This window comes from Synechococcus sp. BIOS-U3-1, from assembly GCF_014279975.1.
Lineage (GTDB): Bacteria > Cyanobacteriota > Cyanobacteriia > PCC-6307 > Cyanobiaceae > Synechococcus_C.
In genome coordinates, this window is sequence record NZ_CP047936.1 from 788,048 (window position 1) to 812,671 (window position 24,624).

Below are 24,624 nucleotides of genomic sequence, written 5' to 3' on the forward strand. Positions count from 1 at the left end.
ACAACATTCAACGGTTCAGTGAGTGGCAGCGTTTCGTGTTCGCTCTGGTTGGTGTCAGCAAGCTGAAGATTAAAAAAAAGATCATGACGCTGCCTCAAACAGCGGCCCTGCGTGCAAGTGCCCAGGTGCAGCTGGATGCCTTCTCGTGGGGTCAGCTTCAACAGCCATGCTGCTGAAGCATCCAGTACGGGCCCTTTGGTGTGTGGTGCCGTCAATAACATTCAGAAGGGTCGCCCTTCGGTAGAGCTCAGGCATTGGGTGCTCTGCAGGTGACGCTTTTGTTCAGTGCCGAATTTCAGCGCGGCATCCTGGTTTCTTGGTGGTGTCATGTCGTCGACTTCACGCGGACGCATGCCGCAGGAGTCGAGACGCGGATCCAGCCAGGACGCCGCTTGCAGTGATTCATGTCTAATCATGGTCACAGCTCTATAGCTCTGTTCATGCCTGCGCTGCGTCGTTTGTTCTGCACCTTGTTGGTTGCCGGTCTGCTGTTGCTGCTCACTCCTGCAGCGGCCAGCGCCCAGGTGCATGAGCATCAAGATGAAAACGGTGCGCCGATGCTCCGCAGCCTGGAGAGCTTGCGTGATCTTGATTACCAGAGCTGGCAGGCGGTGGCCTATCGCGTTGGTAAGCCGGGTAATCCGGTGGTGCTGCGGATCGTTGGCTACCCCGGCAAGATGCGGGTTGAGCATCCCACTTCGCTGTTGGTTCAGGCAGGTGTGAAGGAATGGCAGCTCGACGACATCACCCTCGATAACCCGGTTCTGGCCACCGACGGCCGCGAGGCAGCTGTGGAATTTGCCCTGGATCCATTGCTCAATGACCTCACCAACAAACGCCCATTGCGTTTGTTTCTGCCAGGTGTTTTCAATGAGATGCCCGTGCCTCCTTATGTGGTCGCTGAATGGCGTGATGTGCAGACCGAGCCGCTGAGCTGATGGCAGGTCTGGCTCAACCGGAGCAGCGCTGGATTCCCTGGATGCGCCGGGCTCTACAGCTGGCGGCTCTGGCGGAAGGACGCACCAGCCCCAACCCGCTGGTGGGAGCGATTGTGCTGGATTCAGACGGCCGCTTAGTGGGAGAAGGGTTCCACGCGCGGGCCGGCCAGCCCCATGCTGAGCCTGGAGCCTTGAAACAGGCCGGCGAAGCGGCCCGCGGTGGCACGATCGTGGTCACCCTGGAGCCGTGTTGCCATCAGGGCAGAACACCGCCATGCACGGAAGCGATCCTTGCCGCTGGTATCCAGCGGGTTGTGGTGGCACTCACCGATCCTGATCCGCGCGTAGCTGGTGGTGGCTTGCAACGCTTGCGTGATGCCGGTTTGGAGGTGATCAGCGGAATCCTGGATTCAGAAGCCGCCCATCAGAACCGGGCCTTTGTGCATCGTGTGCGCACTGGTCGTCCCTGGGGGGTCCTCAAGTGGGCGATGAGTCTGGATGGGCGCACGGCGCTGCCGAATGGAGCCAGTCAGTGGATCAGTGGCCCGGCGGCGAGGACCTGGGTGCATCAACTCAGGGCGCAATGCGATGCCGTGATCGTTGGTGGCGGCACCGTGCGTGCCGACGATCCGCTGCTCACCAGCCGTGGTCGCCGCTCGCCGGAACCGTTGAGGGTTGTGCTCAGCCGCAGCCTTGATCTGCCTATTGCCGCACAGCTGTGGCAGCAGGATGTTGCCCCCAGCTTGCTGGTCCACGCATCTTCCGAAGCAGGTGAGCCCCATGCCACCCGACTGGCTGCCTTGCAAGCCAAGGGCATGGAGCTCCAGAAGCTCGATCGCTGTGAGCCTGAATTGCTCTTACTTGAACTTGCACGCCGTGGTTGCAACCGGGTGCTTTGGGAATGCGGCCCGGGTCTGGCCTCAGCAGCGTTGCAACAGGGTTGTGTGCAAGAGATTGCCGCCGTGATTGCCCCCAAGCTTCTGGGCGGAGAGCTGGCGCGAACACCCCTGGGGAATCTGGGCTTCACGGCGATGGATCAAGTGCTTAGTTTGAACTGTGAGCCAGGTCTGAGCCTGGGGCACGACCTGCTGTTGAAGGCGCAACTCAGTTCTTGCGCAGCTCCGAACTGAACCGGCCGATCAGGATTCCCATCACCACAGCCAGATACAGCTGGCCCACCACTCCTGTTGTGACCGCCAGCATGCGGGCGATTGGTTGAACCGGAGTGATGTCGCCGAATCCCAGGGTGGTGAGACAGACGAATGCGAAATAGTTGATTTGCGCGAACGCAGGAATCAGGTGCAGCACGCTGGAATTGCCCACCACATCCGCCGCTGGCAAAATCACTGGCTCGAAGCTGCCGGGCTGAATGGTTTCAACACCACTCATCACCAAACCAGAGGTCAGCCCGAGCAAGAGATAACCAGCGGCCGCTCCCATGAGCACTTTTGTGTTCACGCGTTGTTCGCTGGCCAGTCGTTTCACCAGGCGCACTACGCTCCAGCCCACCAGAAGGCTCCAGCTCACCACCAGTGAGATGGCACTGAGGCGCCAGTGAACAGGCGTCAATAACCACCAAAGCTGAGTGAGCAGCGCAACAATCCCCAGTGCCTGATACACCCGGTCGTGCAGTCTCAGCACGTTTTTGCGAAGCATCACCAGCTGGGTGAGCAGCAGGGCGATTAAGGCATAACCCAGGTTGCCTAGCCAGGTGATGCGGGGAAAGGCGAAGCTCGCCATCACCAGTAGGCAGAGCAGCAGCAACAACTGATAGATCGCTTCCTTTCTCTGAGCGCGCCCGCGTTCCGATTGCACTGTGATTGATTCGCTTACGACGAGGATGCCGAGGTTTGCAGGCACAAGCGAGCGGCAGCGCAATGATGTGTCGTTCGGTTCTCCGCCATCGCGCGGCGACCAGGCTTGGAATCCCGGCTATAGCCTGACCACAGCACAGGACGTGATTCATGCCGATCCGCGAGGACGACAACCGCCCCAATCGCCGCTTTGGAATCCTCAACCTGGTGCTGATCGGTTTCGGTGTGTTGCTGCTGATCAGCAGCTTCATTCCCAATCAGGGCATGCAGCAGGTTCCGCGCGTGCCCTACTCCCTCTTTATTGACCAGGTGAACGACGGCGCTGTGAAGCGCGCCTACATCACTCAGGATCAGATTCGTTACGAGCTCTCGGAAGTGGAAGAAGGAGCGCCATCGGTGCTTGCCACCACACCGATCTTTGACATGGATCTGCCACAGCGCCTGGAGAGCAAGGGCGTTGAATTCGCCGCGGCACCGCCGAAGAAGCCTAATATCTTCACCACGATTCTCAGCTGGGTCGTCCCCCCGCTGATCTTCATCTTGGTGCTCCAATTCTTTGCACGCCGCTCCATGGGAGGCGGCGGAGCCCAGGGTGCCCTCAACTTCACCAAGAGCAAAGCAAAGGTCTATGTGCCTGATGAGCAGTCACGCGTCACCTTCGCTGATGTGGCCGGTGTGGATGAGGCCAAGGATGAATTAGCTGAGATTGTTGATTTCCTTAAGTCGTCCGATCGTTATACGGAAATTGGTGCACGGATTCCCAAGGGTGTGCTGTTGGTTGGCCCTCCCGGAACCGGTAAAACGCTGCTATCCAAGGCAGTCGCAGGAGAGGCAGGAGTTCCCTTCTTTATTATCAGTGGTTCTGAATTTGTCGAACTGTTTGTTGGCGCTGGTGCCGCCCGCGTGCGCGATCTGTTCGAGCAGGCCAAGAAAAACGCTCCTTGCATCATCTTCATCGATGAGCTGGATGCCATCGGCAAAAGCCGCTCCGGCTCGATGGGTGTTGTTGGAGGTAACGACGAACGTGAGCAGACCCTTAACCAGTTGCTCACCGAGATGGATGGCTTTGCCTCCAAGGACAAGCCGGTGATTGTGCTGGCAGCGACCAACCAACCGGAAGTGCTGGATGCTGCTCTGTTGCGCCCCGGTCGCTTCGACCGCCAAGTGCTGGTGGATCGCCCTGATCTTTCCGGCCGTAAGACGATTTTGGAGATCTATGCCAAGAAGGTGAAGCTGGCAGAAGGGGTCGATCTCGACCGTATTGCTCAAGCCACCAGTGGTTTTGCCGGTGCTGACCTTGCCAACCTTGTGAACGAGGCTGCATTGCTGGCCGCCCGCGCCATGCGCAAGTCAGTTGAACAGCAGGACCTCGGTGAAGCCATCGAGCGAGTTGTCGCTGGCCTGGAGAAGAAGAGTCGTGTTCTTCAGGATGATGAGAAGAAGGTGGTGGCGTATCACGAAGTGGGTCACGCCATCGTCGGTCACCTGATGCCCGGTGGCAGCAAGGTGGCCAAGATCTCAATCGTGCCCCGCGGCATGAGTGCCCTCGGCTACACCCTTCAGCTCCCCACCGAGGAACGCTTCCTCAATTCCAGGGAAGAGCTTCAAGGTCAGATCGCCACGTTGTTGGGTGGTCGATCAGCTGAGGAAGTGGTGTTTGGCAAGGTCACCACTGGCGCATCCAATGATCTGCAGCGAGCCACGGATATCGCAGAGCAGATGGTGGGCACTTACGGCATGAGTGAGACCCTCGGACCATTGGCTTACGACAAGCAGGGAGGAGGCCGATTCCTCGGCGGTAACAACAACCCTCGCCGCACCGTCAGCGATGCCACCGCTCAGGCTATCGACAAGGAAGTGCGAGCCCTTGTTGACACGGCCCATGACCAAGCCCTCACGATCTTGCGGCAGAACATGGCCCTGTTGGAGACCATCTCTCAGAAGATTCTTGAGAAGGAAGTGATTGAGGGTGATGAGCTCAAAGACATGCTCGATGCCAGCGTGATGCCTGAAGCAATTGCCGCCTGAGGCTTGACGGATTCACTGTTTGTCCTCGATAACACTCCTTTGAGCTCAGTCCATGACGTCCGCCACCACCAGCGTTGCTGCCGTCCTCTCGGCACTGAGCGGCAAAGACTTTCTGTCTTCGGCTGACACCACAGCAGAGCAGACAGCGGCGTTGCTCGAGTTGGCTAGCCAGCTCAAGAGTGGTGATCGCCGGATTGATCTCGGTAACCGCGTGCTGGGTCTGATCTTCACCAAAGCCTCCACTCGCACTCGCGTCAGCTTCCAGGTGGCGATGGCCAGGCTTGGTGGGCAAACCGTGGATCTCAATCCTCAGGTCACCCAGTTGGGACGTGGTGAGCCCCTGGAAGACACCGCCAGGGTGTTAAGTCGCTTCTGCGATGTGCTTGCTGTGCGCACCTTCGCGCAGCAAGAACTTGCCGATTACGCCTTCTGGGCGTCGATTCCGGTGATCAATGCTCTCACCGATCTGGAGCATCCCTGCCAGGCCTTGGCGGACTTCCTCACCATGCAAGAAGCTTTTGGTGATCTTCAAGGTCAGACGCTGACCTACGTGGGTGATGGCAATAACGTGGCCCACTCCTTGATGCTCTGTGGTGCCCTGTTGGGCGTCAATGTGCGCATCGCCTGTCCTGATGGATTTGAGCCCCTACCAGGTGTGCTTGACCAGGCGCGTTCCCTCGCTGTGGGCGGTGCTCAGATCAGCGTTACCACTGATCCTGAGACTGCAGTTTCCGGTGTGCAGGCGCTCTATACGGATGTATGGGCCTCAATGGGTCAGGAACAGGAGCAGCAGGAGAGGGCACAGGCTTTCCAGGGGTTCTGTGTGAATGAGGAGCTGCTGGCGAAAGCTGATTCACGCGCCATCGTGTTGCACTGTCTGCCTGCCCATCGCGGTGAAGAGATCAGTGCAGAGGTGATGGAGAGTTCTGCTAGTCGGATCTTTGATCAAGCAGAGAATCGCCTGCATGCCCAACAGGCCTTGCTGGCTGCCTTGCTGGGCGGTCTCTGAGGGTTCTGCAACTGCAGACCAACTGCCTGACGTTGCAGAAGACAAGGTGTCGACTTGATTGTGCAAGTTGATCGTTAGGTCTGCGTAGCGGCAAGAGCAAGGCTTGGCAGGTTGATTAATTCGCTCTGGCAGACCCTGTGAGCAAGATCACAGCCCAGCGTGAGTCAGATCATCATGTTGATTGTTGATTGCAGCGATGGTGTGTTCACGAGGGACAACTCCTCAAGTTCACCTTTCTCTTCTCAATCATGGCTTCCTCAACACAAAACACTTCAATTGTCGTCGATGGAAATGGCAGTATTTTCGCTGGTGCTGTTTCGGAAAAAATCCGTGACTATTCCAACGTGGATGACACTGTCGACTTCTCAAATAATAGCCCCACCAACTATCACACCCGAATGATGGGTGGTAATGATGTCGTGACTCTCAGTGATATTAACGTTGGCGGGTTTAGTAACAAGGTGAATGGCAATCTTGGTGATGACAAGTTTGAATCCAAGGCAGGATCAACTACCCGGGATTTCATTCTTGGTGGTAGTGAGAATGACACTATCGATCTTTCCAATTCTGCGAAGGGAGGTGATTGGCAAAACGGAAACTTTGGAAAAGACACTCTTACTGGGGCGCAAGGCAATGACAGAATGAGTATCCTGCGTGGTGGTGCTGATGATGATTTCATCACAGTAATGGCCAACAGTAAGCACATTGTTGTTGGCGACCTTGGTCAGGACAATATCTTGATGGTTGGAACTGGGCGTATTGTTTGTCGAACAGACAATGGAGCAGCGGCTCAAAATCGCGATGAAGCCGATGCGATCCTTGGTTTTGATGGCGATGACAAGCTTTTCATCCCCGGCATTAATAGTATTAATGATCTCACGGTTGAGCAAGATGGTCTCAGCACTTATATCAAAGCCGATAGCTTTACAAACGGCACAACAGGGATGAGATACATTGCTAAATTTGCACTGAGAGACGAGGCGGACGTTACTGGTTATCTCAACGGCGGCCAGGTGATCATCGGCGATACGGCAGATAATGCGTATGCCGCCTTGAATCCGGAAAACTTCCTCAATAGTCCTGATCTTGGAGGAATGTTCGCTTAGAACTATCACCAAAATCAGTAAACACAAAGAACAGCCCGGCTATGCCGGGTTTTTCTTTGAAAAGTAATCGGAGATTAATCAAGGTGAGGTTGAGCTGAATTTTGTGGTCATTGCATTCAAAACGATGATCAAGGCATTGACCCAAGTGATGAACGACCAATCAAAAAGAGGCCGGTTTGACCCAGCCTCTGATTGATCATGAATAGGACTGGTGTCTTAATCGATCAGCTGAAGAAGCTGAGCAGACCTGAAAAATCAATTCTTTACCAGTGATTTTGAGACTGCAGTTTCCGGTGTGCAGGCGCTCTATACGGATGTATGGGCCTCAATGGGTCAGGAACAGGAGCAGCAGGAGAGGGCACAGGCTTTCCAGGGGTTCTGTGTGAATGAGGAGCTGCTGGCGAAAGCTGATTCACGCGCCATCGTGTTGCACTGTCTGCCTGCCCATCGCGGTGAAGAGATCAGTGCAGAGGTGATGGAGAGTTCTGCTAGTCGGATCTTTGATCAAGCAGAGAATCGCCTGCATGCCCAACAGGCCTTGCTGGCTGCCTTGCTGGGCGGTCTCTGAGGGTTCTGCAACTGCAGACCAACTGCCTGACGTTGCAGAAGACAAGGTGTCGACTTGATTGTGCAAGTTGATCGTTAGGTCTGCGTAGCGGCAAGAGCAAGGCTTGGCAGGTTGATTAATTCGCTCTGGCAGACCCTGTGAGCAAGATCACAGCCCAGCGTGAGTCAGATCATCATGTTGATTGTTGATTGCAGCGATGGTGTGTTCACGAGGGACAACTCCTCAAGTTCACCTTTCTCTTCTCAATCATGGCTTCCTCAACACAAAACACTTCAATTGTCGTCGATGGAAATGGCAGTATTTTCGCTGGTGCTGTTTCGGAAAAAATCCGTGACTATTCCAACGTGGATGACACTGTCGACTTCTCAAATAATAGCCCCACCAACTATCACACCCGAATGATGGGTGGTAATGATGTCGTGACTCTCAGTGATATTAACGTTGGCGGGTTTAGTAACAAGGTGAATGGCAATCTTGGTGATGACAAGTTTGAATCCAAGGCAGGATCAACTACCCGGGATTTCATTCTTGGTGGTAGTGAGAATGACACTATCGATCTTTCCAATTCTGCGAAGGGAGGTGATTGGCAAAACGGAAACTTTGGAAAAGACACTCTTACTGGGGCGCAAGGCAATGACAGAATGAGTATCCTGCGTGGTGGTGCTGATGATGATTTCATCACAGTAATGGCCAACAGTAAGCACATTGTTGTTGGCGACCTTGGTCAGGACAATATCTTGATGGTTGGAACTGGGCGTATTGTTTGTCGAACAGACAATGGAGCAGCGGCTCAAAATCGCGATGAAGCCGATGCGATCCTTGGTTTTGATGGCGATGACAAGCTTTTCATCCCCGGCATTAATAGTATTAATGATCTCACGGTTGAGCAAGATGGTCTCAGCACTTATATCAAAGCCGATAGCTTTACAAACGGCACAACAGGGATGAGATACATTGCTAAATTTGCACTGAGAGACGAGGCGGACGTTACTGGTTATCTCAACGGCGGCCAGGTGATCATCGGCGATACGGCAGATAATGCGTATGCCGCCTTGAATCCGGAAAACTTCCTCAATAGTCCTGATCTTGGAGGAATGTTCGCTTAGAACTATCACCAAAATCAGTAAACACAAAGAACAGCCCGGCTATGCCGGGTTTTTCTTTGAAAAGTAATCGGAGATTAATCAAGGTGAGGTTGAGCTGAATTTTGTGGTCATTGCATTCAAAACGATGATCAAGGCATTGACCCAAGTGATGAACGACCAATCAAAAAGAGGCCGGTTTGACCCAGCCTCTGATTGATCATGAATAGGACTGGTGTCTTAATCGATCAGCTGAAGAAGCTGAGCAGACCTGAAAAATCAATTCCTTTGGTTGATTCGTTGAAGCTCCAGACCTGTTGGATGATTCCTTTACCAGTGCCGGCTTCAACGGCAAGACCGATTACTAAGCCAATCATGGCCGCACGACCATTGAGCTTTTCACTGAAAACCTTCTGTGGATCTGGGGTTTGGGAGGATGAAGTCATGAATAAAATTCCTTTCTCAAATATTAACGAACGTAACGATCGGTTGACGACTGCCGGTTAGTTGACTGGCTTTTTCAACATTTGATACTTCATGCCCATGGTTGTGCAGATTGGTCTAGGTGTCTGTGCGCTTTTGCATGCCATCGCTCATCAAGCAACGGATTTCAAAATCATGGCTTCGTTGTTGGAATTAATCCGTGATTCGATTTGCTTGAGCAGATCATGTCATTTGGTGTTGTCGCGTGATGGAAAGCACAAATAGGAGCTGACAGAGCCGTTGATCGTGGTTATCAAGCGAATGTCGCGGAACATTCTTGACTGTTATTTGCACTGCTTCTGCCCAGTCAATTGGTACGGAAATCATCGACGGCAAGCGCCAGCCCTATCGAGCGCCAGCCTGTTCGTTAAGGGCTGTTGACTATGACGAGTCACAAATGAAGGAAAGCAATGGAACAAGGCGCGAGCAGCAATCGGAGCTGATCTACGACTGTTGAGCAAGCTTTTTTCAGTGGTAATGGCAAGACCTAGGTGGTTGATGGCTGACTTCAGTGGTGATCTCGCTCCTACAGGGAATCACGGCGTCGTGGAATGGTCCTGATCGGGCAGGTTTTCTTGGTGCTCGGATGCGTGTTCCGGTCACGCTAGGTGAAACCCAAGCACTAGTTCTGGTGTATTCGAGGCTCGCAAGTGCATTGCCTCCAGATATGGTGTTGTTTCGGACTGTGTCATAGGTTATTGAGAAACATTCTTGCGGTTACAAACTCATGCGGCAGTACTTAGTACTTGTTAGAAACTAAATCCGCTGAGCAATCAACTGATGACGGACGGTTGGCTAAAGGATCCACAACAGTCGTGGGCTGTGAGGTTTCAAAAAGACCCGAGTAGTGAACAGAAGGATGTTCGTGTTCTTGTTGATCACGGCAGGAAGTTGTCTGAAGATCAGCCTGCATTGCTGAAGTCTCGCAGAAACATGCGTTATGAAGACGCCATCTCCTTGTACAAAGAGCTTCAGCATGTTGGCTGGACTCATTGCGAAGCTGTTTGGTAAAAGCTTTTTGAGTGAACCACGCCAGATGAACCGTTCCGTCTTTAGCGGTTCTGATGCTGGCGTCACTTTTAATGCTGTTGCTGAATGGATGCGTAATCAAGCGATATCAATGATCCTTTGAGATATTTTGAGATTTTCCAATTCAGTGCACTTGCTGGGATATCAAATTGTTTTTTGTGCTTATCGCACTTGCAGACAACTATGAGATGCCCCATCTGAGTTCCGTCATTTGTAACTTTAAAATCAATTGCTTCAATAGATCCGATCACTTCATTTTTTTGTATCTTGCTGAACTGCAGTAAATAGTCGAGTCCAGAATGGTTCATGAATAAGCCTTGGCTTATATCATCTTAATTGTGATCCTTTGATTGCCGCTTGTTTCCGTGGCCTTGTGTTCTCAAGCTCTCTGATGGAGCCTCATTGTTTCGCCAGAATTCAGATCATGCATTGGTGCGCCTGAAGTGATGGCTGCTTCTCCTCAACCGTTTTCGATGCCAGGTGGCCCCATTACGGTTGTGCTTTTGCATGGCTACACCGGGTCTCCAGCCGAGCTGTCTCTGTTGGCTGATGTGCTGCATCAGCAGGGTTACGGAGTGGAAGCACCTCTGCTGGTTGGACATGGAACGTGCCTTGAAGACCTCATGCCTGTGCTGCCCAGCCAGTGGCTGGAGCAGATCGATGGAGTGATTGATTGTCTTCTGGATCATGGCCAGCGCGTTGTAGTCGCCGGCTTGTCCTTGGGCTCGATTCTTGCGATTCAGGCGGGAATGCGGCGTCCGGACGTTGAAGCTGTAATTGCTTACTCTCCACCGATTGTCAGCGGTGATCCTCGAGCGTTGATTGCGCCGGTGTTATCCCTGTTTCTGCCCTCGGTGCCGCGACCTGCTGATGATTTCGTGGATCCACTTACACCTGAGCGTCTCTGGAAGTACCAACGCTGGCCTAGTCGTTGCAGTGTGCGGGTGCTGGATCTAATCGCCTCGACCCGCAGGCAATTGGGGAATCTTCAGCAACCCCTGTTGGTGATGGCTAGCACGCTGGACAAGGTGATCACACGACGAGGTGTTGAGTTGCTTCTGCAGCGAGCCGCTTCCGAACGTGTTGAGGTGTACTGGTTGAAGGGCAGTGGTCACGTGATCACTGCTGATGCTGAGTGGAAAATGGTTGCTGATCAGACCCTGATTTTTTTAAAAGACCTTTAAGGTCGACTTCCTTTTGATTTCATCAATGGACCAGCAGGAACGAGACAACTGGCAAAAGGTTCTCGACTCTCTTGAGGCCGCCGGCGATACCGAAAGTGCCTTTTATGTTCGCGCTCGAGCCATCTGCAGTGGTGATCCTGATCCCATGCTGACCTGGGAATCTGGATCGTGAGCATTGATCCTCTTCAGCAGGGCCTTGAGCAGTCGTTTGAAACAGAGCGTTGGGCTCGGCTTATTCGCGATTGCGACGACATCGAAACCCTCAGGCAAACAGCGCTTTCCTTGCTGCAACAAGTCACGCAAATGAAAGTTGCCAGTTCCTGGATGGCTTCGAGAGCATCAGAGTCTGAAAATGCCAAGCTGGAGATCTTGGCAAAACTAATTAGGGAACGGTCCGAGCGCCCGCAGGAGCAAAAAGAAGAGTGATCAACGTGGTTCGATTCGGCGCCCTCGCGCTCACCTTGGCGTTTGGCAGTGCTGCTGCAAATGCGGAGGGTTGGTCACCGTCTCCGGAGCCTCCGTTCTGGTCGAAGACTCGTCAGAAACTGCAGGCTTCGGGCGATTTGTCTCAGCGCACCTGGTTGTTCATGGAGGCGATGGACGCACCAAGCTTGAAAGCTGGGGAGTACCTCAGTAATCCTGCGCGGACGCCACTTGGCGTGGAATTTGATGCTGCACTGTTGATGCGGCGTCAGGGCCAGGAGGTTTGGAAGGTGCGTGAATTACGAATGAGAGCACTCTGTAATCAGCAGAGGTTGCAGCGCAGCAGCGCTCAGGGCCAATGGCTTGATTACGTAGGGAGAGAGGACACATCGGCCAAGGTTCGTTGGATCTGCGCTTTGCAAGCACCCAACTGAGCCCTTGCCATCTCAGTCGATGACCGGTACACATGTATTGACGAACAAATGAATTGCCGGTGTCTGCTGGATCCCCCGAGCCGCTAACGACTGCTCAGCAAGAGCTTTACGACTGGCTTGCTGACTACATCGGTTGTCATCGCCACAGTCCGTCGATTCGGCAGATGATGCAGGCCATGGGTCTGCGTTCGCCTGCACCTGTTCAGAGTCGTTTACGTCATCTTCAGCAGAAAGGCTGGATTACCTGGCAGGAGGGGCAGGCGCGAACGCTTCAGTTGCTTGGAGGGATTGCTTCTGGAATCCCTGTCCTAGGGGCGGTTGCGGCTGGTGGCTTGGTGGAGACCTTTGATGACGTCCAAGATCGATTGGATTTGGCTCCTGTTCTTGAAACCCGTGGTTTGTTTGCACTCACAGTGAATGGTGACTCCATGGTGGATGCCCACATCGCAGATGGTGACGTTGTTCTGATGGAACCGGTCCTTGATGCGGCTCGCCTTCGCCAGGGAACAATTGTTAGTGCCCTGGTTCCAGGCAGCGGGACCACGCTGAAGCATTTTCATTGCGACGGACTGACCGTTCGACTGGAAGCAGCGAACCCTGCCTACGAGCCGATTGAGTTGCCAGTTGATCAGGTGCAGGTTCAGGGCAAACTCGCTGCCGTATGGCGACAGATGTAAGAGAGAGGTTGCATGGGCCGTTGCCGTTGTAAACTTCCATCCGACAAAGACAGGTTTAATTTCTTGTCTGCGTTTTCGGGGCCATAGCTCAGCTGGTAGAGCACCTGCATGGCATGCAGGGGGTCAGCGGTTCGAATCCGCTTGGCTCCATTGAGATTTCAGCCAGCGTCTAACGACGGTGAGTCTGATTTTTAAGTCCGATTTCTGCATTGAGTCTGATTCGCTCGTGCAGATCGGACTCTCTTTGGTTGGTGGTGCACAGCTTGCCAAGGAATGCTGGGCCTAGTACTTTTTGTCCCACGAACACCGGTGGGACTGGGTCGGCTAATTAGTCGGCCTGGACGTGAGTTAAACCTCACCTTGGATCCCGGAGTTCCTCACATCTGGAGGATCTCCCGTGCCTAAATCCAAATCCAAACCGAACAAGTATGCGAATAAATCACCGCAGCTTCGAGATGCCGGCTATTTGGTGACGCTGGGTAGTTGCGATGAAATCGCGCATCACTATCGCCGTCACTTCCACAACTTTCTCGACGATCTGACCATCGACCCATCAGCGCCTAATTGGCTTGAGCAAGTCGGAGATGGTGAGCCTGCGCTGCGCGATGCCATGCGTAGGACCGGTCTGATTGGCCTGACCCGCGAGCAGCTTTTGGAAAAGCGTGATGACTACGTCAAGCGCATAGAAGCTGGTGAAGAGCCCTACAGCAGCAAGCTGTACGGCACTGAGTACATCCCCGCTAACTGAGGTCGGGGCATGAAATCTGAACTGTGGCTGGCCACCAAACCAGCGTCGGAAGCTCTTGCTATCTCGACAGACACCCTCAAGCGCAGACGTGAGGTTTGCGATGGATTCTTGGAAGTTGGGACGCATTACGTTCCCGGCCCCACGCTGAATTCACCGATCACCTGGTGCGTTGAGCGATGCCATCAGGCATTTCTGCAACGAGGCATGCAGATTCGCGCTCGCAAAGGGACCGGTTGAGCAATGAGACATCTCATTAAAGATCTAAAGCTGTGCGTTGAAGCGAAAAAGCGGCTGCTGAAACCAGCCGAATTATGTGCGCTATGGCGAAATGCCTCTTATCGGCTCGCCTTCAATGAGCTGACTCAGGAGGTTGAGCTAGATGGCAGACCTCTGCCGATTGCGGACATTGACGAGGCGTACATCGGTCTGTCTGAGGTTGGTTATGAGGCCAATCCCAAAACAGCTGCTGACACGGTTCTGAAGGTTGCACGGGAAGATTGTTATCACCCTGTGCAGAGGTATTTCGAGAGCCTCGAACAGGACGAATCAATTCGACCTGTCGACCTCACGACTTTTTCGGCGGATTACTTCGGGACTTCGGACCCGCTGTATGACGCGATGTGGGCTGCGGCTTTGCGAGGAGCTGTCTGGAGGGTGTTTGAACCAGGGTGTCAGTTCGACTTTGTTCTGACGCTGAAGGGGGATCAAGGGATCCGTAAAAGCTCAAGCTTCCAGGCGCTTGTACCTGACCCTGATTGGTTTTCTTCCTCTACGCATGATCAGCCGAAAGACATGACAGTGGCACTGCACCGTGTCTTAATCACGGAGCTTGCAGAGTTGGAAAACATCACCGGTAAGAGATCCACAGGGGCTCTCAAAAACCACATCACCACTAGGACAGACCTCTGTCGTGTGCCTTACGGGAGGTCTTATGAGCGCCTGAAGAGGCGTTCAATAATGGTCGCCTCAGTCAATGGCGATGAGTTTCTTAGGGATCACACAGGCGACCGTCGCTTTTGGGTCATTGATCTTGGTCGCCATGTCATTGATACACAAAGGTTGAGCCTTGATCGGGACCTTATCTGGAAAGCCGCCATTGCCCAATACAGAGCGAGGGATCGGCCTTGCTTGCAGGTTGCTCAGCAGGCTCTTAGTGATCGACGAAATGAAGCCTTCCGCAGCGAGAACGTCTACCTCTCAGCGGTGGAGGAGAGATGCCTCGGGAAGTTAAAGGCTCGTTCTTGTGGTTTTGACACTCGGTACGCGATTACTGAGTCAGGTGTCTGCGAAGGGCGTCCAATCGGCCAAAGCGAGATGCGGCAGATGGCTAAATGCCTAAGAGAGTTGGGCTTTGCCCAGGATCGCAATCCCACAAAGGATTCAGTTACAGATCGGACTCGAAAATGGCGCTGGCCTGGCACAGACAACACAGATGCTGTTAAGGCAACCTGTGTCGTTTCAACTGAGTCAACGTAAGGATTTGAGCTGATCAGCACTCAGCACAGTTATTTAGACAATTGTGCTGAGCTTTTTCTTGGTGAGTAGTGGCGACCTTGATTATTTGATGTGTTTGTGTGCTGAATTTGGCTTGGCGGCTTGGCGTTATGCGATGACTACGGCGTGATGAAAACAAAAATCTGATGTTGATTGCTGCCCTTGCCTCTGTCTTCATTGCTTCCTGCTACGACGGCGATACATGCACCGAAAAACGGTGTCGGCTGGCTTGTGAACGCCCAGCAAGGGAAGGTTTGCAGCTTCACGAATGACTCGCCCACTGCACATGCTCAATGGGTCGTCGTTGAGACCAGACCGCTACGGGATGGTGGTCAGCCCGTGGTTCGCAGAATGCTTCGTCATAACTCCATCGAAGCCTGGGAAACGATGCAGAAGTCAGGCGGGTGGAAGCGTTGCCCGCCTAGGTGGTGAAAAAGGTCTGAGCCATTCACCAGAAGCTCACCAGAACTCTTCCAACTGCTGACCAGAGGCTGACCAGGTCCTCAAACAATCAGCCGCGATGGTGTGTACATGAGAGAAACAAATTCCTCTCTTTCACACACCAAACAAGGAACAATCCAATGAACACTTCATTCATCTCTGAGAGCACCGATCAAGAGCTTTCGATGCAAGAACTCGCTGCTACTAACGGTGGCCTCATCCGCACAAGCCCAGTGATGGAAGAGATTGGTAGAGAGATCGGCAAGGGCCTGAAAAACGTTGGGGAGAGATTTTGGAAACAGGTGCAAGACCACTACGCAAGAAAAGGTCCTCTGTGCTGAAGTGATTCAGCACAAGTGAACGTTACCCCTGCTAACGCAGGGTTTTTATTGCCCTGGAGCCTTGGTGTCACCGGCATCGGCCTGAACTAGCCCAGCCAGACAATGAACTCTGAGCAATTCACCAGAAGCTCACCAGAACTTCGCGGGGTCTACACCAGAGCTGTGTAGTGGGGTTCACCAGAAGGGCTGTGATCTTGAAGGAGTCGAGGGGGCAACACCTCCACACATCACTCACTCAACTCACTTCAAACAATGTCTGAACTCAACACTGACTACAACAACACTGAACTGCTCGATCAAGAGCTGAGCTTCGATGAACTTCAAGAAATTAATGGGGGTTTAGGTCCTTTCCTGGGTGTTCATCTTGCACTCGCTATCCCAGTGATTCACGCAGTTGCCTCCCTCATTGCAGATCCCCCCTTTATGACCGCTGAAGAGGCAGGTCAATCCATAGTCCTTCCAGCCAGGATTAAACAAATCAATAACGTTCCGTAGAGAACCGCATTAATCGTTGATTTGGTAATTCACAGAGCTATTGGTACACCATCGAACCCCGCCATGTGCGGGGTTTTTTATTTCATTTATGTGGTCTACCCAAATGGGGGAAGCGAAGCGGCTGGAAGTCCACATGATCGGGTGATGTGAATTGTGCTCAGTTCAGCGATGGTGAATAAACAAGAGAAATTGATTTCGACCTTCAGATCACATGATCAATAAATTATCCAAGAAAATCTAAGACTTGAAGATGATCGAATTTATATATCATCTCAAGAATTAGCTTGCGGTTAGCTGAATTCCTTCAAAAGTCAATTCACCAGAAGGAACGAATTGTGGTGTTGATAAATGATTGAATCCTTCGCTCTTCCCAGGATCAAGCAAATTAACTGTTCCCAAGGGCTCAGTGATACTTCCTATATCCCAAATAAAACCAGGTAGAGAAAGGGTGTCAAGGATTGATACTCCAAGCGCTTGAAGATTCAAGCCCGCATCCAATGATATAGCATCAGTGATTTGTAGCATTCCGTCGGCATCAAAGCCTATTTTTATATCATTACCTAAAGTAATTGGAACATTTACGGCGGCAGGCGTAACCCCTGTATTTTCTTCCTTGAGAATCACTCCTATTGAACCAGTGAATCCAGGATTGATATTCAAGTCAATCTCAAGTCCGGTCAAAGCGTCTTTAATTTTTGATGGTGAAGCTAGATCAACAGGTTCATTGTTTACAAATGCTTTGAAAGTTGGAATGAAGCCAACACTAATATGAGCATCAAGAGACGTCTCATATTTCGGGGTTAAAGGTGAATCTTTCCAGAACTGTTGAGACAAAAGACCACCTTGCGCTATTTCCCCATAGACGTTTTTGATATCATCTGCGTCAAGTTTAAAAAAATCATTGATAGTTGCTTCAAAATTAAATTTCGGCGAACAAAGCAGCGTAACACCTAATTCAATTCTTATAGAATCTTCTGATTTGCTGGTAATAGAGCCACCAAAGCCAACACCACCAGAAAGCGAAATAACTCCATCAGAGTCTTGGAACTGTCCCAATTTCTTTTTTCCTTCATTTGCTTTCCCTGCACTCAAGCCAAACGAGGGGAGTGGGAATGTGCCGGCTTCGCTAATATCTATTTCAAGATTCATTCCTAACTCTAATGTAATGTCTGCCGAACATCCCATGGAAAACGTAAAGCCACCAGCTAAAGAGTTATTCTCGAAAGTTGGCGGAAGTCCGTTATACATTAACTCTGGAGGTCTGTAATAATTGTCGTGCAAATATACGTCCTGGTTTTTTATAGAAAACGTAGGAGTAAATGTCAATCGCGGTGCTGTTGAACTTGCATCAGCTAATGCATCAATAATAATAGATTTGCCTGGCGACTTTAGTCCAGGAAGAGCAGTATCATTGGCATTCATTGGGTATTGAACCCAGCGGTTAAAAGGATCCGAAGTTATAGTTTCAGCTTCAGATACTGGGATTAAAGCTGATAGACCTTGGATCAAAGGTGCAGCAGCTTTTGTGAAGTCCTTTTTTATGAGGTCTAATATTTCGTTTTCAGCATTTAGAATTTCGGACCCTATTGAATCAAAAAAATGATCGATTCCACTGATAGGTTGCTCGAATGGAGCTTCTATCTTTTTTACAATTCCCTCCAGGTCGGACAGAAATGACATTCATTTTATTTTCACTGTAATTAGAATAATCACACAATCAGAGACGTTCCTAATCTTAGTAATCCTTTAAGGCGACTGGCCTGGAACATTTTCTTGGACGAGTCGAGGCTAATAATGGAATCTGATTTATTTAAGTTAGCACCCACTATCGATCTCCCGACAAAACAACCTCACACCAATCACGCCCCGCCAAGTGCGGGGTTTTTCGTGTCGTCTCTATGTAGCTAGCGCGATCTGTATTGCCTTGCCTGAACTTACCCATCATCGACCTAGGTAGCCATAATGGCGAAACCTCTGTGATGTCGATGAAACACTTGCTCTTATCTTTAGTGTTTCTTGGTTTATCTGTTCCATTTTCGAGGGCAGCAGAGAGTGCCCCCTTGGACTCAGGCCCGTTAGTTACAAAGGAAGCAGTGGAAGGGAGGACCTTGAAACCGGGAATAATCGGCATTACTCTCATGTGTCGATACCCAGAGCAAATCAAAAGAGGCGAAGAAATCACAAGCAACACCAAATCGAATGATTGCTATGTCGCGAGGATCTATAAAGGTTTCCCTGCGGATTTGGATGGAAGGCTGAAAAAAGGTGATAGGATTACTTTTGTAGATGGAATTAAAATTGAGGACATATCTCTAGATGAGGTAACTCGATTAATATCAGGAAGAATTGGCACCAATGTCAACATCCAAGTCAAAGGGAAATACGGTCCAATTCAGCTAAAGCGCATAGCGCCCTAAACGCTAATTGCAACCCCTAAGACCAAGAGCTATCTTTCAATATCTGGCACGATTGACTGCAGTAGGTATTAGCCAAAGACACTCCAGCAGACCGTTGCTATGACTGCTGAACAGACCCGATACCCATGTCAGAAGAGCAACTCAAGGCTTTCCTCGAAAAGGTAAAAGCAGACAGCAGCCTTCAGGAAAAGCTCAAAGCAGCTAAGTCACCTGAAGACGTCGTGGGCATCGCTAAAGAACACGGCTTCGAATTCACTGCTGACAAGATCAGCCAGCTCAGTGAAGAGGAACTGGAAGCCGTGGCTGGAGGCTGTGGTGTTGTGGGGACACAGAAGAATACCAAAACTGGTGGCTTTGGCTCAAACTGTGGGGCAGGTTGTTGCTGGTAAAAATCTGGTGTCCATAATTTTTCCCCTTCGGCTTCAAAACTTACACACTCAAAGCCTCTTCATTGACAGGGGCCTTTTATTTCTTCAATCACCCCAAACAGCCCACAAATCAGCCTTCAATACCTGCCACGATTGAGCGCAGTTGAGCAGAGATCAGGCGGGCGGATGCGTTACTTAATTGAGTCATGAAAAAGTTCTGAGCAATTCACCAGAAGCTCACCAGAACTTCGCGGGGACTTCACCAGAGCTGTGTAGTGGGGTTCACCAGAAGGGCTGTGATCTTGAAGGAGTCGAGGGGGCAACACCCCCACACATCACTCACTCAACTCACTTAAAATCATGTCTGAACTCAACACTGACTACAACAACACTGAACTACTTGATCAAGAGCTGACGATTGAAGAGCTGGAATCTGTAACTGGTGGCGGTCGCGAACGATTCGAAGCCTGGCACCGATGGCTGGCTGAGAACGAAAACGACGAGCCCGAAACATTAGCAGAAGTGGAATTAAATGCACGCGAATTTTTTCTTAGAAATCCTCTTATGTGAGACTACTTATTGCAAGGCCCTGCATCCGTAGGGTTTTTTATTGCTTCAATCACCCCAAAAAGCCCATCAATAGCCTTCAATACCTGGCACAATTGAGCGCAGTTGAGCAGAGATAGTCAGGGCTTAATTCGCAATCAAGGCTGCAATCAACTAGCAACTCGGCCAACGCTCGCTCAGCAGCAGTCCGGTTCTCCAGGACACCCGGCCAAGCGCGGGTTTCTTATCTCTAAATTGATTGGGTCCCATTTGGCAAAAAATCAAGGGTCGTCCGTGCGCGCGTTGTTCCTCTAGCGTCAGGTCATATAAATAGTAGACATTTGGAGACTGCTCATGCGTTTAATGAGTATTAGTGGGGCTGCAAGACATCTTGGATATAAGAGCCGCTCGCAGCTTTATAAGTTAATGAATGACGGCTGGCTTGATGATCACGTGCATGTGCAGATGCCAAGTGGTCAGCGGTTATTGGATGTTGATGGACTGAAGGAGAAGTTGCAGAGCGTTTGTCAGTGGCGGATTGATAGTGTCTTCCTTCAAAGAGATGTCATTGAGCTTGCAGAGGACAGCTAAACGGCTCCGTAGGTCTCGTCGTAAATCTCGGTCAGTGGTTTGCCTTGATAGCTCCAGTAAGCGGTGCCTCTGATTGGGCCTTCATGGTCCAAAAGTTTGTTGGTCAGATATGAGAGAGCCCAACAAGTGCCCTCGTGTTCAACTTGACGCCCATTGAGGATGTTGCAGAAATGATCGCCGTTCACAAAGTCCAAGCGAGCGCCTTCAGGCAAACCCATCTCAAGAAAGTTCAAAGAGGGTCTACGTGTTTGCTTGATCTTGTCTGCTGATGCTTTGGCTTCGGTATCGACTTGTTCCGCCTCTCGCTGCATTTCGGGCGTCATGTCCTCCAGCTTCATCAGATCCAGCAGCCCGATTGCTTGCTCTGGCTCGATGCTGAAAAACTCTCGCCTTGGGTTGACTCTGTAGGGGCCGAAAGCGTTGTGAAAGGCTTTCTCCACCTTGTCCATGTCCGCGACTCTGGCGGCGTAGGCGCACTCAAACGGCAGCGGCACACCCGTTGTGTAGAGGTCATTGAGACGAGCCTCAACCTCACGGCCTGTCTTGCCGATCTTGACCATGCCAGGCATGGCGGGATTCGTCAGGACGTAGACGATGCCCTCGTTCATTAGCTCGCACCTATCAAGGACTGAATTGAGGCTTCGACCGCCGACTTCGTAGAAGCGTCGTCAGTCCACTGCCCGTAGTGACGAATGTGCGTTTTTAGATCGTGGCCCATCAGCTTTGCGGTGTCACGCAGTGGCAGCGGTTGTGGGTAGTACTTGGCCGCTCGCCATGCATAGCCATGTCGCAACGAATATGGCGTCAGCTCGGGGTTGGATGCCTTCAGCGACTGCCAGGTCGCATTGCGGTCGAGATACTGTCGGAAGGTATGGCCGCAAGCCTTGAAGGCATCGGCCTCAAGATTTCGGATGCTCTTGGGAAGCTTCACAAGGCCGCTTTGAAAAAGCTGCACCAACCGTGCCCCTTCACCTTGGAACTCCTTCAAAGGAAGCTCCTGCACAGTCCTAGGAGGCTTCGGTGTTGCTGAGCTGTGTGCGTTCCGCTTCACATTGCCGATTTTTTGGTTGCCATCTTCAACGGAGAGCACCATCAGCTCTGCTGGCCTCAACCCAAATAGTGCGACAAGCCCGACGGCAAGCCTTAGTGATGGGTCTGACTCAAGGCCGTTCAGCAGTGTGATCAGCTCTTCTGGCTTGATTGGCACCGTTGGTTTGGGTGCGGTTTGACGATGTCCAATCAGCTCCTTGAGGTCATCTGCCTCCAAGGGGAGCCATTTTTTGTCTGCTCCGCATTTTTTGACGGCAAATTTCAGAAACCGTGAAACGTCCAGCAGGTTGCGTTTGCGGCCTGATGAGCCTGGTTCTACTTTCATCAGGTGCTTTTGGGCGTAGAGCCGCATAAGCCCGCCACCATCGTGCGCCGCACCAGTGCGAGCCGTGATCAGGGCAAAGGCTCGATTAATTCGATATTCCTCGTGCTCGGCGTAGTTGCTTGCTTTGACAGTGCCTGAGTCAACTCTGCTGGCCTTGTAACGGGAGCGAACTTCCTCCCAGTTGATGGCGGCACCAGTGACTTCGGTGCTGCTTCGAACGAGTTCATATGCCTCAGCTAAACCCACGCCTAATTCTGGATCCTGCATCTTGGCGACCATCTCGCCGATGAGGTTCAAGACCTTGCGGTGACAACCACGAGCGAACGGCAGATCAGTGCTGATGAATTGTGTTTTGCCGTGTCTTGCATTGCCAGCCTCAGACCTGCCGATCTTGAAGCGGTCGTACTGCTCTTTGAGGATCCAACCTGACCCGTAGTCACCCTTCACGGCTTGGCGCAGCGTTTTAAGCCATTGCTGTGCTTGAGCCATGACCCCCTTCATTTCGTGCAGGTGGACAGAGCATGACGGACATGAGTCTGATTTTCAAGTCTGATTTCTGCCTTTTCTTGCCATAGCAGGCTGTCGCAAGCTGCGCATAGATCTGCCAAAAAGCCAAGTAGTACTGGGGTTTGAGCTAGTCGTCGCAACCGATCTCAGCGCTGCCAGTATTTACATGGCATGCAGGGGGTCAGCGGTTCGAATCCGCTTGGCTCCATTGAATTATTCAAGTTGCCCACTGGCTTCTGAGCTGGTGGGCATTCTTTTTGCTCAGCCTGCGGTCTGGATCAAGTCAACGCTCAGGGATAACCCTTATCTCTCAAACCCTGATCAGTACGAGAAAGAACTGCGGGCCAGTTGCTTTGGCGATGAATCGAAGATCTCTGCTGAGGTGCTCGGTGAATGGGGTCAGGTCACAGTTGGATTCTTTGGCTCGTGCCTGAGCATTGAAAGGTCAATGCTGCCCCGTGATTTTCAGATCCCTTGGTATACCGACAAGAGCGGATCATTTACTGAAAAGACCAAGGCACATTGGTGCTGGATCGGTGGTGACTGGGGCACGGCCAGCCCTGCATGCGTCGTGTTGATGTGTCAGATCCAAGAACCAATGATGGTTGGAGAGCGTCATATCGCCAGAGGTAGTTGGGTCTGCGTGGATGAGGAATACGTCTGCTCGATTGAGCCAGACGGATCAAAGGAATGGAGTAGGGGAGATCGCTCATTAACTGCACCGCAGTTTGTGGAGCGAGTGAAAAAGCTTTACATGCGCAATGGATTTACTGATTGGGTGATTCCGCATTGCAGAGTGATCATGGATTCAGCAGTTACTGCACAGCTTGGTTTCGGCGGTCATAGCGATCCAGTAACGCTGAGCACTGAATTCAAGAAGTACGGATGGCAGGTCACTGGCAGCCCAAAGAGTTCAAGGGCTGTGGGTTGGCAATTGATGAAATCTCTGTTGTGGCAGGCAGGCAGTGATCAGCCTGGTTTGTTTATCTCAGAGCGGTGCGAGAGCTTGTGGGCGACGTTGCCTTATTGCATCAGTGATGATCGCAATCCTGAGGACATGGAGAAGGCTGCACCTGATCACTCTGCTGATGCTGTGAGGTATGTATTGACCGCAGCGAATCAAGGCCAGCACAGCTATCGGTAATCACAGTGAAGTGGAGCGCATCCATTGATGTGGGGTAAGGAAGAGAAGCCGAGACGATATTCAGGAGGCGTGCGTACGTTCAAGCCAATGCCGATTCGTTGAGGGGTTAAGGCATGGGGCTACCCAAGCGGGGGAGGAAGGCGGCTGGAAGACGACCGTTCGCCATCGATCTATCTCCTGACAAAATAATTTTTCATTAAAATGTTGAACCGTCATCTAAGAAATTAATTATTCTCCTAAATCTTGATTCTTATTCAATGAAAAAGCTAAATACTATAAGTTTAACTGCGCTGAAATTCCTTGGAGTTTCCTGGCTTTTTATTGCTTCATTTGCGATTTTAGACGTTCTGTATCATGAAAGCAGCAACAACGAGTATTTAAAGGCGTGCCTGCGTTATCACAAAGGGATGATGATGGTATTAGATGATGAAGCCGCAAATAAAATTAGGCTCGAATTCCTGCCTGGTAGTGACACTCATGATGTAGCGTCGTTGATGATGAGTCGTTTCTATAAAGACAGTGCATATGCCTGGCAGCAGTGCATGGGCAAGCCTCGCTAAGTTTATTCGCCAGAAATAAACTCATCGCCAGTCAAGTCGATCATCGCGACACATCTCCCGACAAAACAACCTCACACCAATCACGCCCCGCCAATTGCGGAGTTTTTTAATGGCTTTGGTGTCTGCACTTAAGTCTCTTACTGGGATCTGAGCCATTCACCAGAAGCTCACCAGAACATCTTGGGGTCTGCACCAAAACTATGTAGTCGGGTTCACCAGAAAGGCTGTGATCTTGAAGGAGTCGAGGGGGCAACACCTCCAACACAACTCACACACTGAACTCCTTCAAAACAAGGACTACTTTCAACACTGACTACAACAACACTGAACTGCTCGATCAAGAGCTGAGCTTCGATCAACTGCAAGATATCAATGGAGGTGTATTTCCACTCTTTTTTGCAGGGGCAGCGATCGCAAAACTGTTTGCTGCTGGAAAAGTAGCAGCTGCAGGTGCTATCGCAGGCGCTAGCAAAGTCACTGCAGCCCAAGTTGGCGCTGCCGCTGTGACTGGTGCCGTTTCTGGTGCTGCGTCCTATGGAATGGGTAAAGCCTTGGGTGCTGACATGGACAACGACTATGGCCCCGAAGTTGCGTTGGCTTTAGCCCCAATCACCAACCAACCAATCAACCCCGCCAAGTGCGGGGTTTTTAATCCATTGCTGGGATCTATCTAATCGGGAAAGTCAGGCGGCTGGAAGACCACCTCAATGGGTGATGTGAATCCGATTGATTCCGGAGATGGTGCATATGTCAAAGGAATAAACTAGACATTTAATCATAAACTATCAATATTAATACTTAAGTCAATTTCTTTTGATGAGT

The 24,624-nt window shown here is 51.4% G+C and carries 31 protein-coding genes, 1 tRNA gene and 1 pseudogene; 26 read left to right on the forward strand and 7 right to left on the reverse strand.

Translation table 11 applies throughout. From position 1 onward, the window contains the following. Positions 1 to 221 precede the first annotated feature (221 nt). Positions 222 to 422: a hypothetical protein gene (locus SynBIOSU31_RS14710; RefSeq protein WP_255477346.1), complete on the reverse strand. Its 201-nt coding sequence runs from the start codon at positions 420 to 422 to the stop codon at positions 222 to 224. Positions 423 to 440: 18 nt separating this feature from the next. Between SynBIOSU31_RS14710 and SynBIOSU31_RS03985 the strand changes: the two genes are divergently transcribed. Continuing rightward, positions 441 to 938: a DUF3122 domain-containing protein gene (locus SynBIOSU31_RS03985; RefSeq protein WP_186492207.1), complete on the forward strand. Its 498-nt coding sequence runs from the start codon at positions 441 to 443 to the stop codon at positions 936 to 938. After that, positions 938 to 2,068 (forward strand): bifunctional diaminohydroxyphosphoribosylaminopyrimidine deaminase/5-amino-6-(5-phosphoribosylamino)uracil reductase RibD, encoded by a 1,131-nt coding sequence (ribD, locus tag SynBIOSU31_RS03990; RefSeq protein WP_186492208.1) that lies wholly within the window; start codon positions 938 to 940, stop codon positions 2,066 to 2,068. The genes SynBIOSU31_RS03985 and ribD overlap by 1 nt, the downstream gene beginning before the upstream one ends. On the opposite strand, the gene SynBIOSU31_RS03995 is transcribed toward ribD, so the two are convergent. After that, positions 2,043 to 2,816, reverse strand: a complete 774-nt coding sequence (locus SynBIOSU31_RS03995; protein WP_370593673.1) for a potassium channel family protein — start codon at positions 2,814 to 2,816, stop codon at positions 2,043 to 2,045. The two genes, ribD and SynBIOSU31_RS03995, sit on opposite strands and share 26 nt — an antisense overlap. Before the next feature lie 86 nt (positions 2,817 to 2,902). Here SynBIOSU31_RS03995 and ftsH point away from each other — a divergent pair, with 86 nt between their 5' ends. The 5 genes and pseudogenes from ftsH to SynBIOSU31_RS04020 all read left to right on the forward strand — a co-directional run bounded on the left by ftsH (position 2,903) and on the right by SynBIOSU31_RS04020 (position 8,569). After that, positions 2,903 to 4,780: an ATP-dependent zinc metalloprotease FtsH gene (ftsH, locus tag SynBIOSU31_RS04000; protein WP_186492209.1), complete on the forward strand. Its 1,878-nt coding sequence runs from the start codon at positions 2,903 to 2,905 to the stop codon at positions 4,778 to 4,780. A gap of 52 nt (positions 4,781 to 4,832) precedes the next feature. Next, entirely contained in the window at positions 4,833 to 5,789 is a 957-nt protein-coding gene (argF, locus tag SynBIOSU31_RS04005; protein WP_186492210.1) for an ornithine carbamoyltransferase, read from the forward strand. 248 nt (positions 5,790 to 6,037) lie between these two features. After that, complete coding sequence (locus SynBIOSU31_RS04010) at positions 6,038 to 6,895, forward strand: hypothetical protein (protein WP_186492211.1); 858 nt, start codon at positions 6,038 to 6,040, stop codon at positions 6,893 to 6,895. Positions 6,896 to 7,163: 268 nt separating this feature from the next. Continuing rightward, positions 7,164 to 7,463, forward strand: a pseudogene (locus SynBIOSU31_RS04015) (ornithine carbamoyltransferase); the annotation flags it as partial. A 248-nt stretch (positions 7,464 to 7,711) separates the two neighbouring features. Continuing rightward, positions 7,712 to 8,569, forward strand: coding sequence for a hypothetical protein (locus tag SynBIOSU31_RS04020; RefSeq protein WP_186492211.1), 858 nt, complete (start codon positions 7,712 to 7,714; stop codon positions 8,567 to 8,569). A gap of 224 nt (positions 8,570 to 8,793) precedes the next feature. On the opposite strand, the gene SynBIOSU31_RS04025 is transcribed toward SynBIOSU31_RS04020, so the two are convergent. Further along, positions 8,794 to 8,991 (reverse strand): hypothetical protein, encoded by a 198-nt coding sequence (locus tag SynBIOSU31_RS04025; RefSeq protein ID WP_255477347.1) that lies wholly within the window; start codon positions 8,989 to 8,991, stop codon positions 8,794 to 8,796. A gap of 817 nt (positions 8,992 to 9,808) precedes the next feature. On the opposite strand from SynBIOSU31_RS04025, the gene SynBIOSU31_RS04030 reads away from it, so the two are divergent. The 11 genes from SynBIOSU31_RS04030 (at position 9,809) to SynBIOSU31_RS04080 (ending at position 14,999) form a co-directional block, all read left to right on the forward strand. After that, on the forward strand, positions 9,809 to 10,039 hold the full coding sequence (locus tag SynBIOSU31_RS04030; protein ID WP_186492212.1) for a DUF1651 domain-containing protein: 231 nt from the start codon (positions 9,809 to 9,811) through the stop codon (positions 10,037 to 10,039). Further along, entirely contained in the window at positions 10,005 to 10,160 is a 156-nt protein-coding gene (locus tag SynBIOSU31_RS04035; protein WP_186493197.1) for a hypothetical protein, read from the forward strand. The genes SynBIOSU31_RS04030 and SynBIOSU31_RS04035 overlap by 35 nt, the downstream gene beginning before the upstream one ends. 343 nt (positions 10,161 to 10,503) lie before the next feature. Then, positions 10,504 to 11,241, forward strand: a complete 738-nt coding sequence (locus tag SynBIOSU31_RS04040) for an alpha/beta hydrolase (protein ID WP_186492213.1) — start codon at positions 10,504 to 10,506, stop codon at positions 11,239 to 11,241. A 25-nt stretch (positions 11,242 to 11,266) separates the two neighbouring features. Next, positions 11,267 to 11,413 (forward strand): hypothetical protein, encoded by a 147-nt coding sequence (locus SynBIOSU31_RS04045; protein ID WP_186492214.1) that lies wholly within the window; start codon positions 11,267 to 11,269, stop codon positions 11,411 to 11,413. Beyond that, positions 11,410 to 11,667 (forward strand): hypothetical protein, encoded by a 258-nt coding sequence (locus tag SynBIOSU31_RS04050; RefSeq protein ID WP_186492215.1) that lies wholly within the window; start codon positions 11,410 to 11,412, stop codon positions 11,665 to 11,667. The genes SynBIOSU31_RS04045 and SynBIOSU31_RS04050 overlap by 4 nt, the downstream gene beginning before the upstream one ends. Before the next feature lie 5 nt (positions 11,668 to 11,672). Then, positions 11,673 to 12,098: a hypothetical protein gene (locus SynBIOSU31_RS04055; RefSeq protein WP_186492216.1), complete on the forward strand. Its 426-nt coding sequence runs from the start codon at positions 11,673 to 11,675 to the stop codon at positions 12,096 to 12,098. Positions 12,099 to 12,151: 53 nt separating this feature from the next. Further along, a complete protein-coding gene (gene lexA / locus SynBIOSU31_RS04060) occupies positions 12,152 to 12,775 on the forward strand; it encodes a transcriptional repressor LexA (protein WP_186492217.1) in 624 nt (207 codons plus the stop codon). A 77-nt stretch (positions 12,776 to 12,852) separates the two neighbouring features. Beyond that, positions 12,853 to 12,925: transfer RNA gene (locus SynBIOSU31_RS04065), tRNA-Ala, on the forward strand. A 247-nt stretch (positions 12,926 to 13,172) separates the two neighbouring features. Further along, entirely contained in the window at positions 13,173 to 13,523 is a 351-nt protein-coding gene (locus SynBIOSU31_RS04070) for a hypothetical protein (protein ID WP_186492218.1), read from the forward strand. A 9-nt stretch (positions 13,524 to 13,532) separates the two neighbouring features. After that, complete coding sequence (locus SynBIOSU31_RS04075; RefSeq protein ID WP_186492219.1) at positions 13,533 to 13,760, forward strand: hypothetical protein; 228 nt, start codon at positions 13,533 to 13,535, stop codon at positions 13,758 to 13,760. Between the two features lie 3 nt (positions 13,761 to 13,763). Next, positions 13,764 to 14,999 (forward strand): VapE domain-containing protein, encoded by a 1,236-nt coding sequence (locus SynBIOSU31_RS04080; RefSeq protein WP_186492220.1) that lies wholly within the window; start codon positions 13,764 to 13,766, stop codon positions 14,997 to 14,999. Between the two features lie 137 nt (positions 15,000 to 15,136). Here SynBIOSU31_RS04080 and SynBIOSU31_RS14715 read toward each other — a convergent pair whose 3' ends face one another. After that, positions 15,137 to 15,283, reverse strand: coding sequence for a hypothetical protein (locus tag SynBIOSU31_RS14715; protein ID WP_255477475.1), 147 nt, complete (start codon positions 15,281 to 15,283; stop codon positions 15,137 to 15,139). Here SynBIOSU31_RS14715 and SynBIOSU31_RS04085 point away from each other — a divergent pair. Both SynBIOSU31_RS04085 and SynBIOSU31_RS04090 read left to right on the forward strand, forming a co-directional pair. Next, a complete protein-coding gene (locus SynBIOSU31_RS04085) occupies positions 15,249 to 15,449 on the forward strand; it encodes a DUF1651 domain-containing protein (RefSeq protein WP_370593706.1) in 201 nt (66 codons plus the stop codon). The two genes, SynBIOSU31_RS14715 and SynBIOSU31_RS04085, sit on opposite strands and share 35 nt — an antisense overlap. A gap of 602 nt (positions 15,450 to 16,051) precedes the next feature. Further along, on the forward strand, positions 16,052 to 16,294 hold the full coding sequence (locus SynBIOSU31_RS04090; RefSeq protein ID WP_186492221.1) for a hypothetical protein: 243 nt from the start codon (positions 16,052 to 16,054) through the stop codon (positions 16,292 to 16,294). Between the two features lie 279 nt (positions 16,295 to 16,573). On the opposite strand, the gene SynBIOSU31_RS04095 is transcribed toward SynBIOSU31_RS04090, so the two are convergent. Then, the gene (locus tag SynBIOSU31_RS04095; RefSeq protein ID WP_186492222.1) at positions 16,574 to 17,974 is read right to left on the reverse strand and encodes a hypothetical protein; all 1,401 of its coding nucleotides are present in this window, start codon (positions 17,972 to 17,974) and stop codon (positions 16,574 to 16,576) included. A gap of 299 nt (positions 17,975 to 18,273) precedes the next feature. Here SynBIOSU31_RS04095 and SynBIOSU31_RS04100 point away from each other — a divergent pair, with 299 nt between their 5' ends. From SynBIOSU31_RS04100 to SynBIOSU31_RS04115, 4 genes are all read left to right on the forward strand, one after another. Then, complete coding sequence (locus SynBIOSU31_RS04100) at positions 18,274 to 18,711, forward strand: PDZ domain-containing protein (RefSeq protein ID WP_186492223.1); 438 nt, start codon at positions 18,274 to 18,276, stop codon at positions 18,709 to 18,711. A 125-nt stretch (positions 18,712 to 18,836) separates the two neighbouring features. Next, positions 18,837 to 19,100: a Nif11-like leader peptide family natural product precursor gene (locus SynBIOSU31_RS04105; RefSeq protein WP_186492224.1), complete on the forward strand. Its 264-nt coding sequence runs from the start codon at positions 18,837 to 18,839 to the stop codon at positions 19,098 to 19,100. 339 nt (positions 19,101 to 19,439) lie between these two features. Next, positions 19,440 to 19,649, forward strand: a complete 210-nt coding sequence (locus SynBIOSU31_RS04110; RefSeq protein WP_186492225.1) for a CCRG-2 family RiPP — start codon at positions 19,440 to 19,442, stop codon at positions 19,647 to 19,649. Between the two features lie 330 nt (positions 19,650 to 19,979). Next, a complete protein-coding gene (locus tag SynBIOSU31_RS04115; protein ID WP_255477348.1) occupies positions 19,980 to 20,216 on the forward strand; it encodes a hypothetical protein in 237 nt (78 codons plus the stop codon). Here the strand turns inward: SynBIOSU31_RS04115 and SynBIOSU31_RS04120 are convergent. After that, positions 20,213 to 20,824, reverse strand: a complete 612-nt coding sequence (locus SynBIOSU31_RS04120) for a GIY-YIG nuclease family protein (RefSeq protein WP_186492226.1) — start codon at positions 20,822 to 20,824, stop codon at positions 20,213 to 20,215. The two genes, SynBIOSU31_RS04115 and SynBIOSU31_RS04120, sit on opposite strands and share 4 nt — an antisense overlap. Next, on the reverse strand, positions 20,824 to 22,080 hold the full coding sequence (locus tag SynBIOSU31_RS04125) for a site-specific integrase (RefSeq protein ID WP_186492227.1): 1,257 nt from the start codon (positions 22,078 to 22,080) through the stop codon (positions 20,824 to 20,826). The genes SynBIOSU31_RS04120 and SynBIOSU31_RS04125 overlap by 1 nt, the downstream gene beginning before the upstream one ends. 262 nt (positions 22,081 to 22,342) lie before the next feature. Here SynBIOSU31_RS04125 and SynBIOSU31_RS04130 point away from each other — a divergent pair, with 262 nt between their 5' ends. Continuing rightward, on the forward strand, positions 22,343 to 23,242 hold the full coding sequence (locus tag SynBIOSU31_RS04130) for a hypothetical protein (protein ID WP_255477350.1): 900 nt from the start codon (positions 22,343 to 22,345) through the stop codon (positions 23,240 to 23,242). 257 nt (positions 23,243 to 23,499) lie between these two features. Then, a complete protein-coding gene (locus SynBIOSU31_RS04135; RefSeq protein WP_186492228.1) occupies positions 23,500 to 23,802 on the forward strand; it encodes a hypothetical protein in 303 nt (100 codons plus the stop codon). The last annotated feature ends 822 nt before the right edge of the window (positions 23,803 to 24,624 follow it).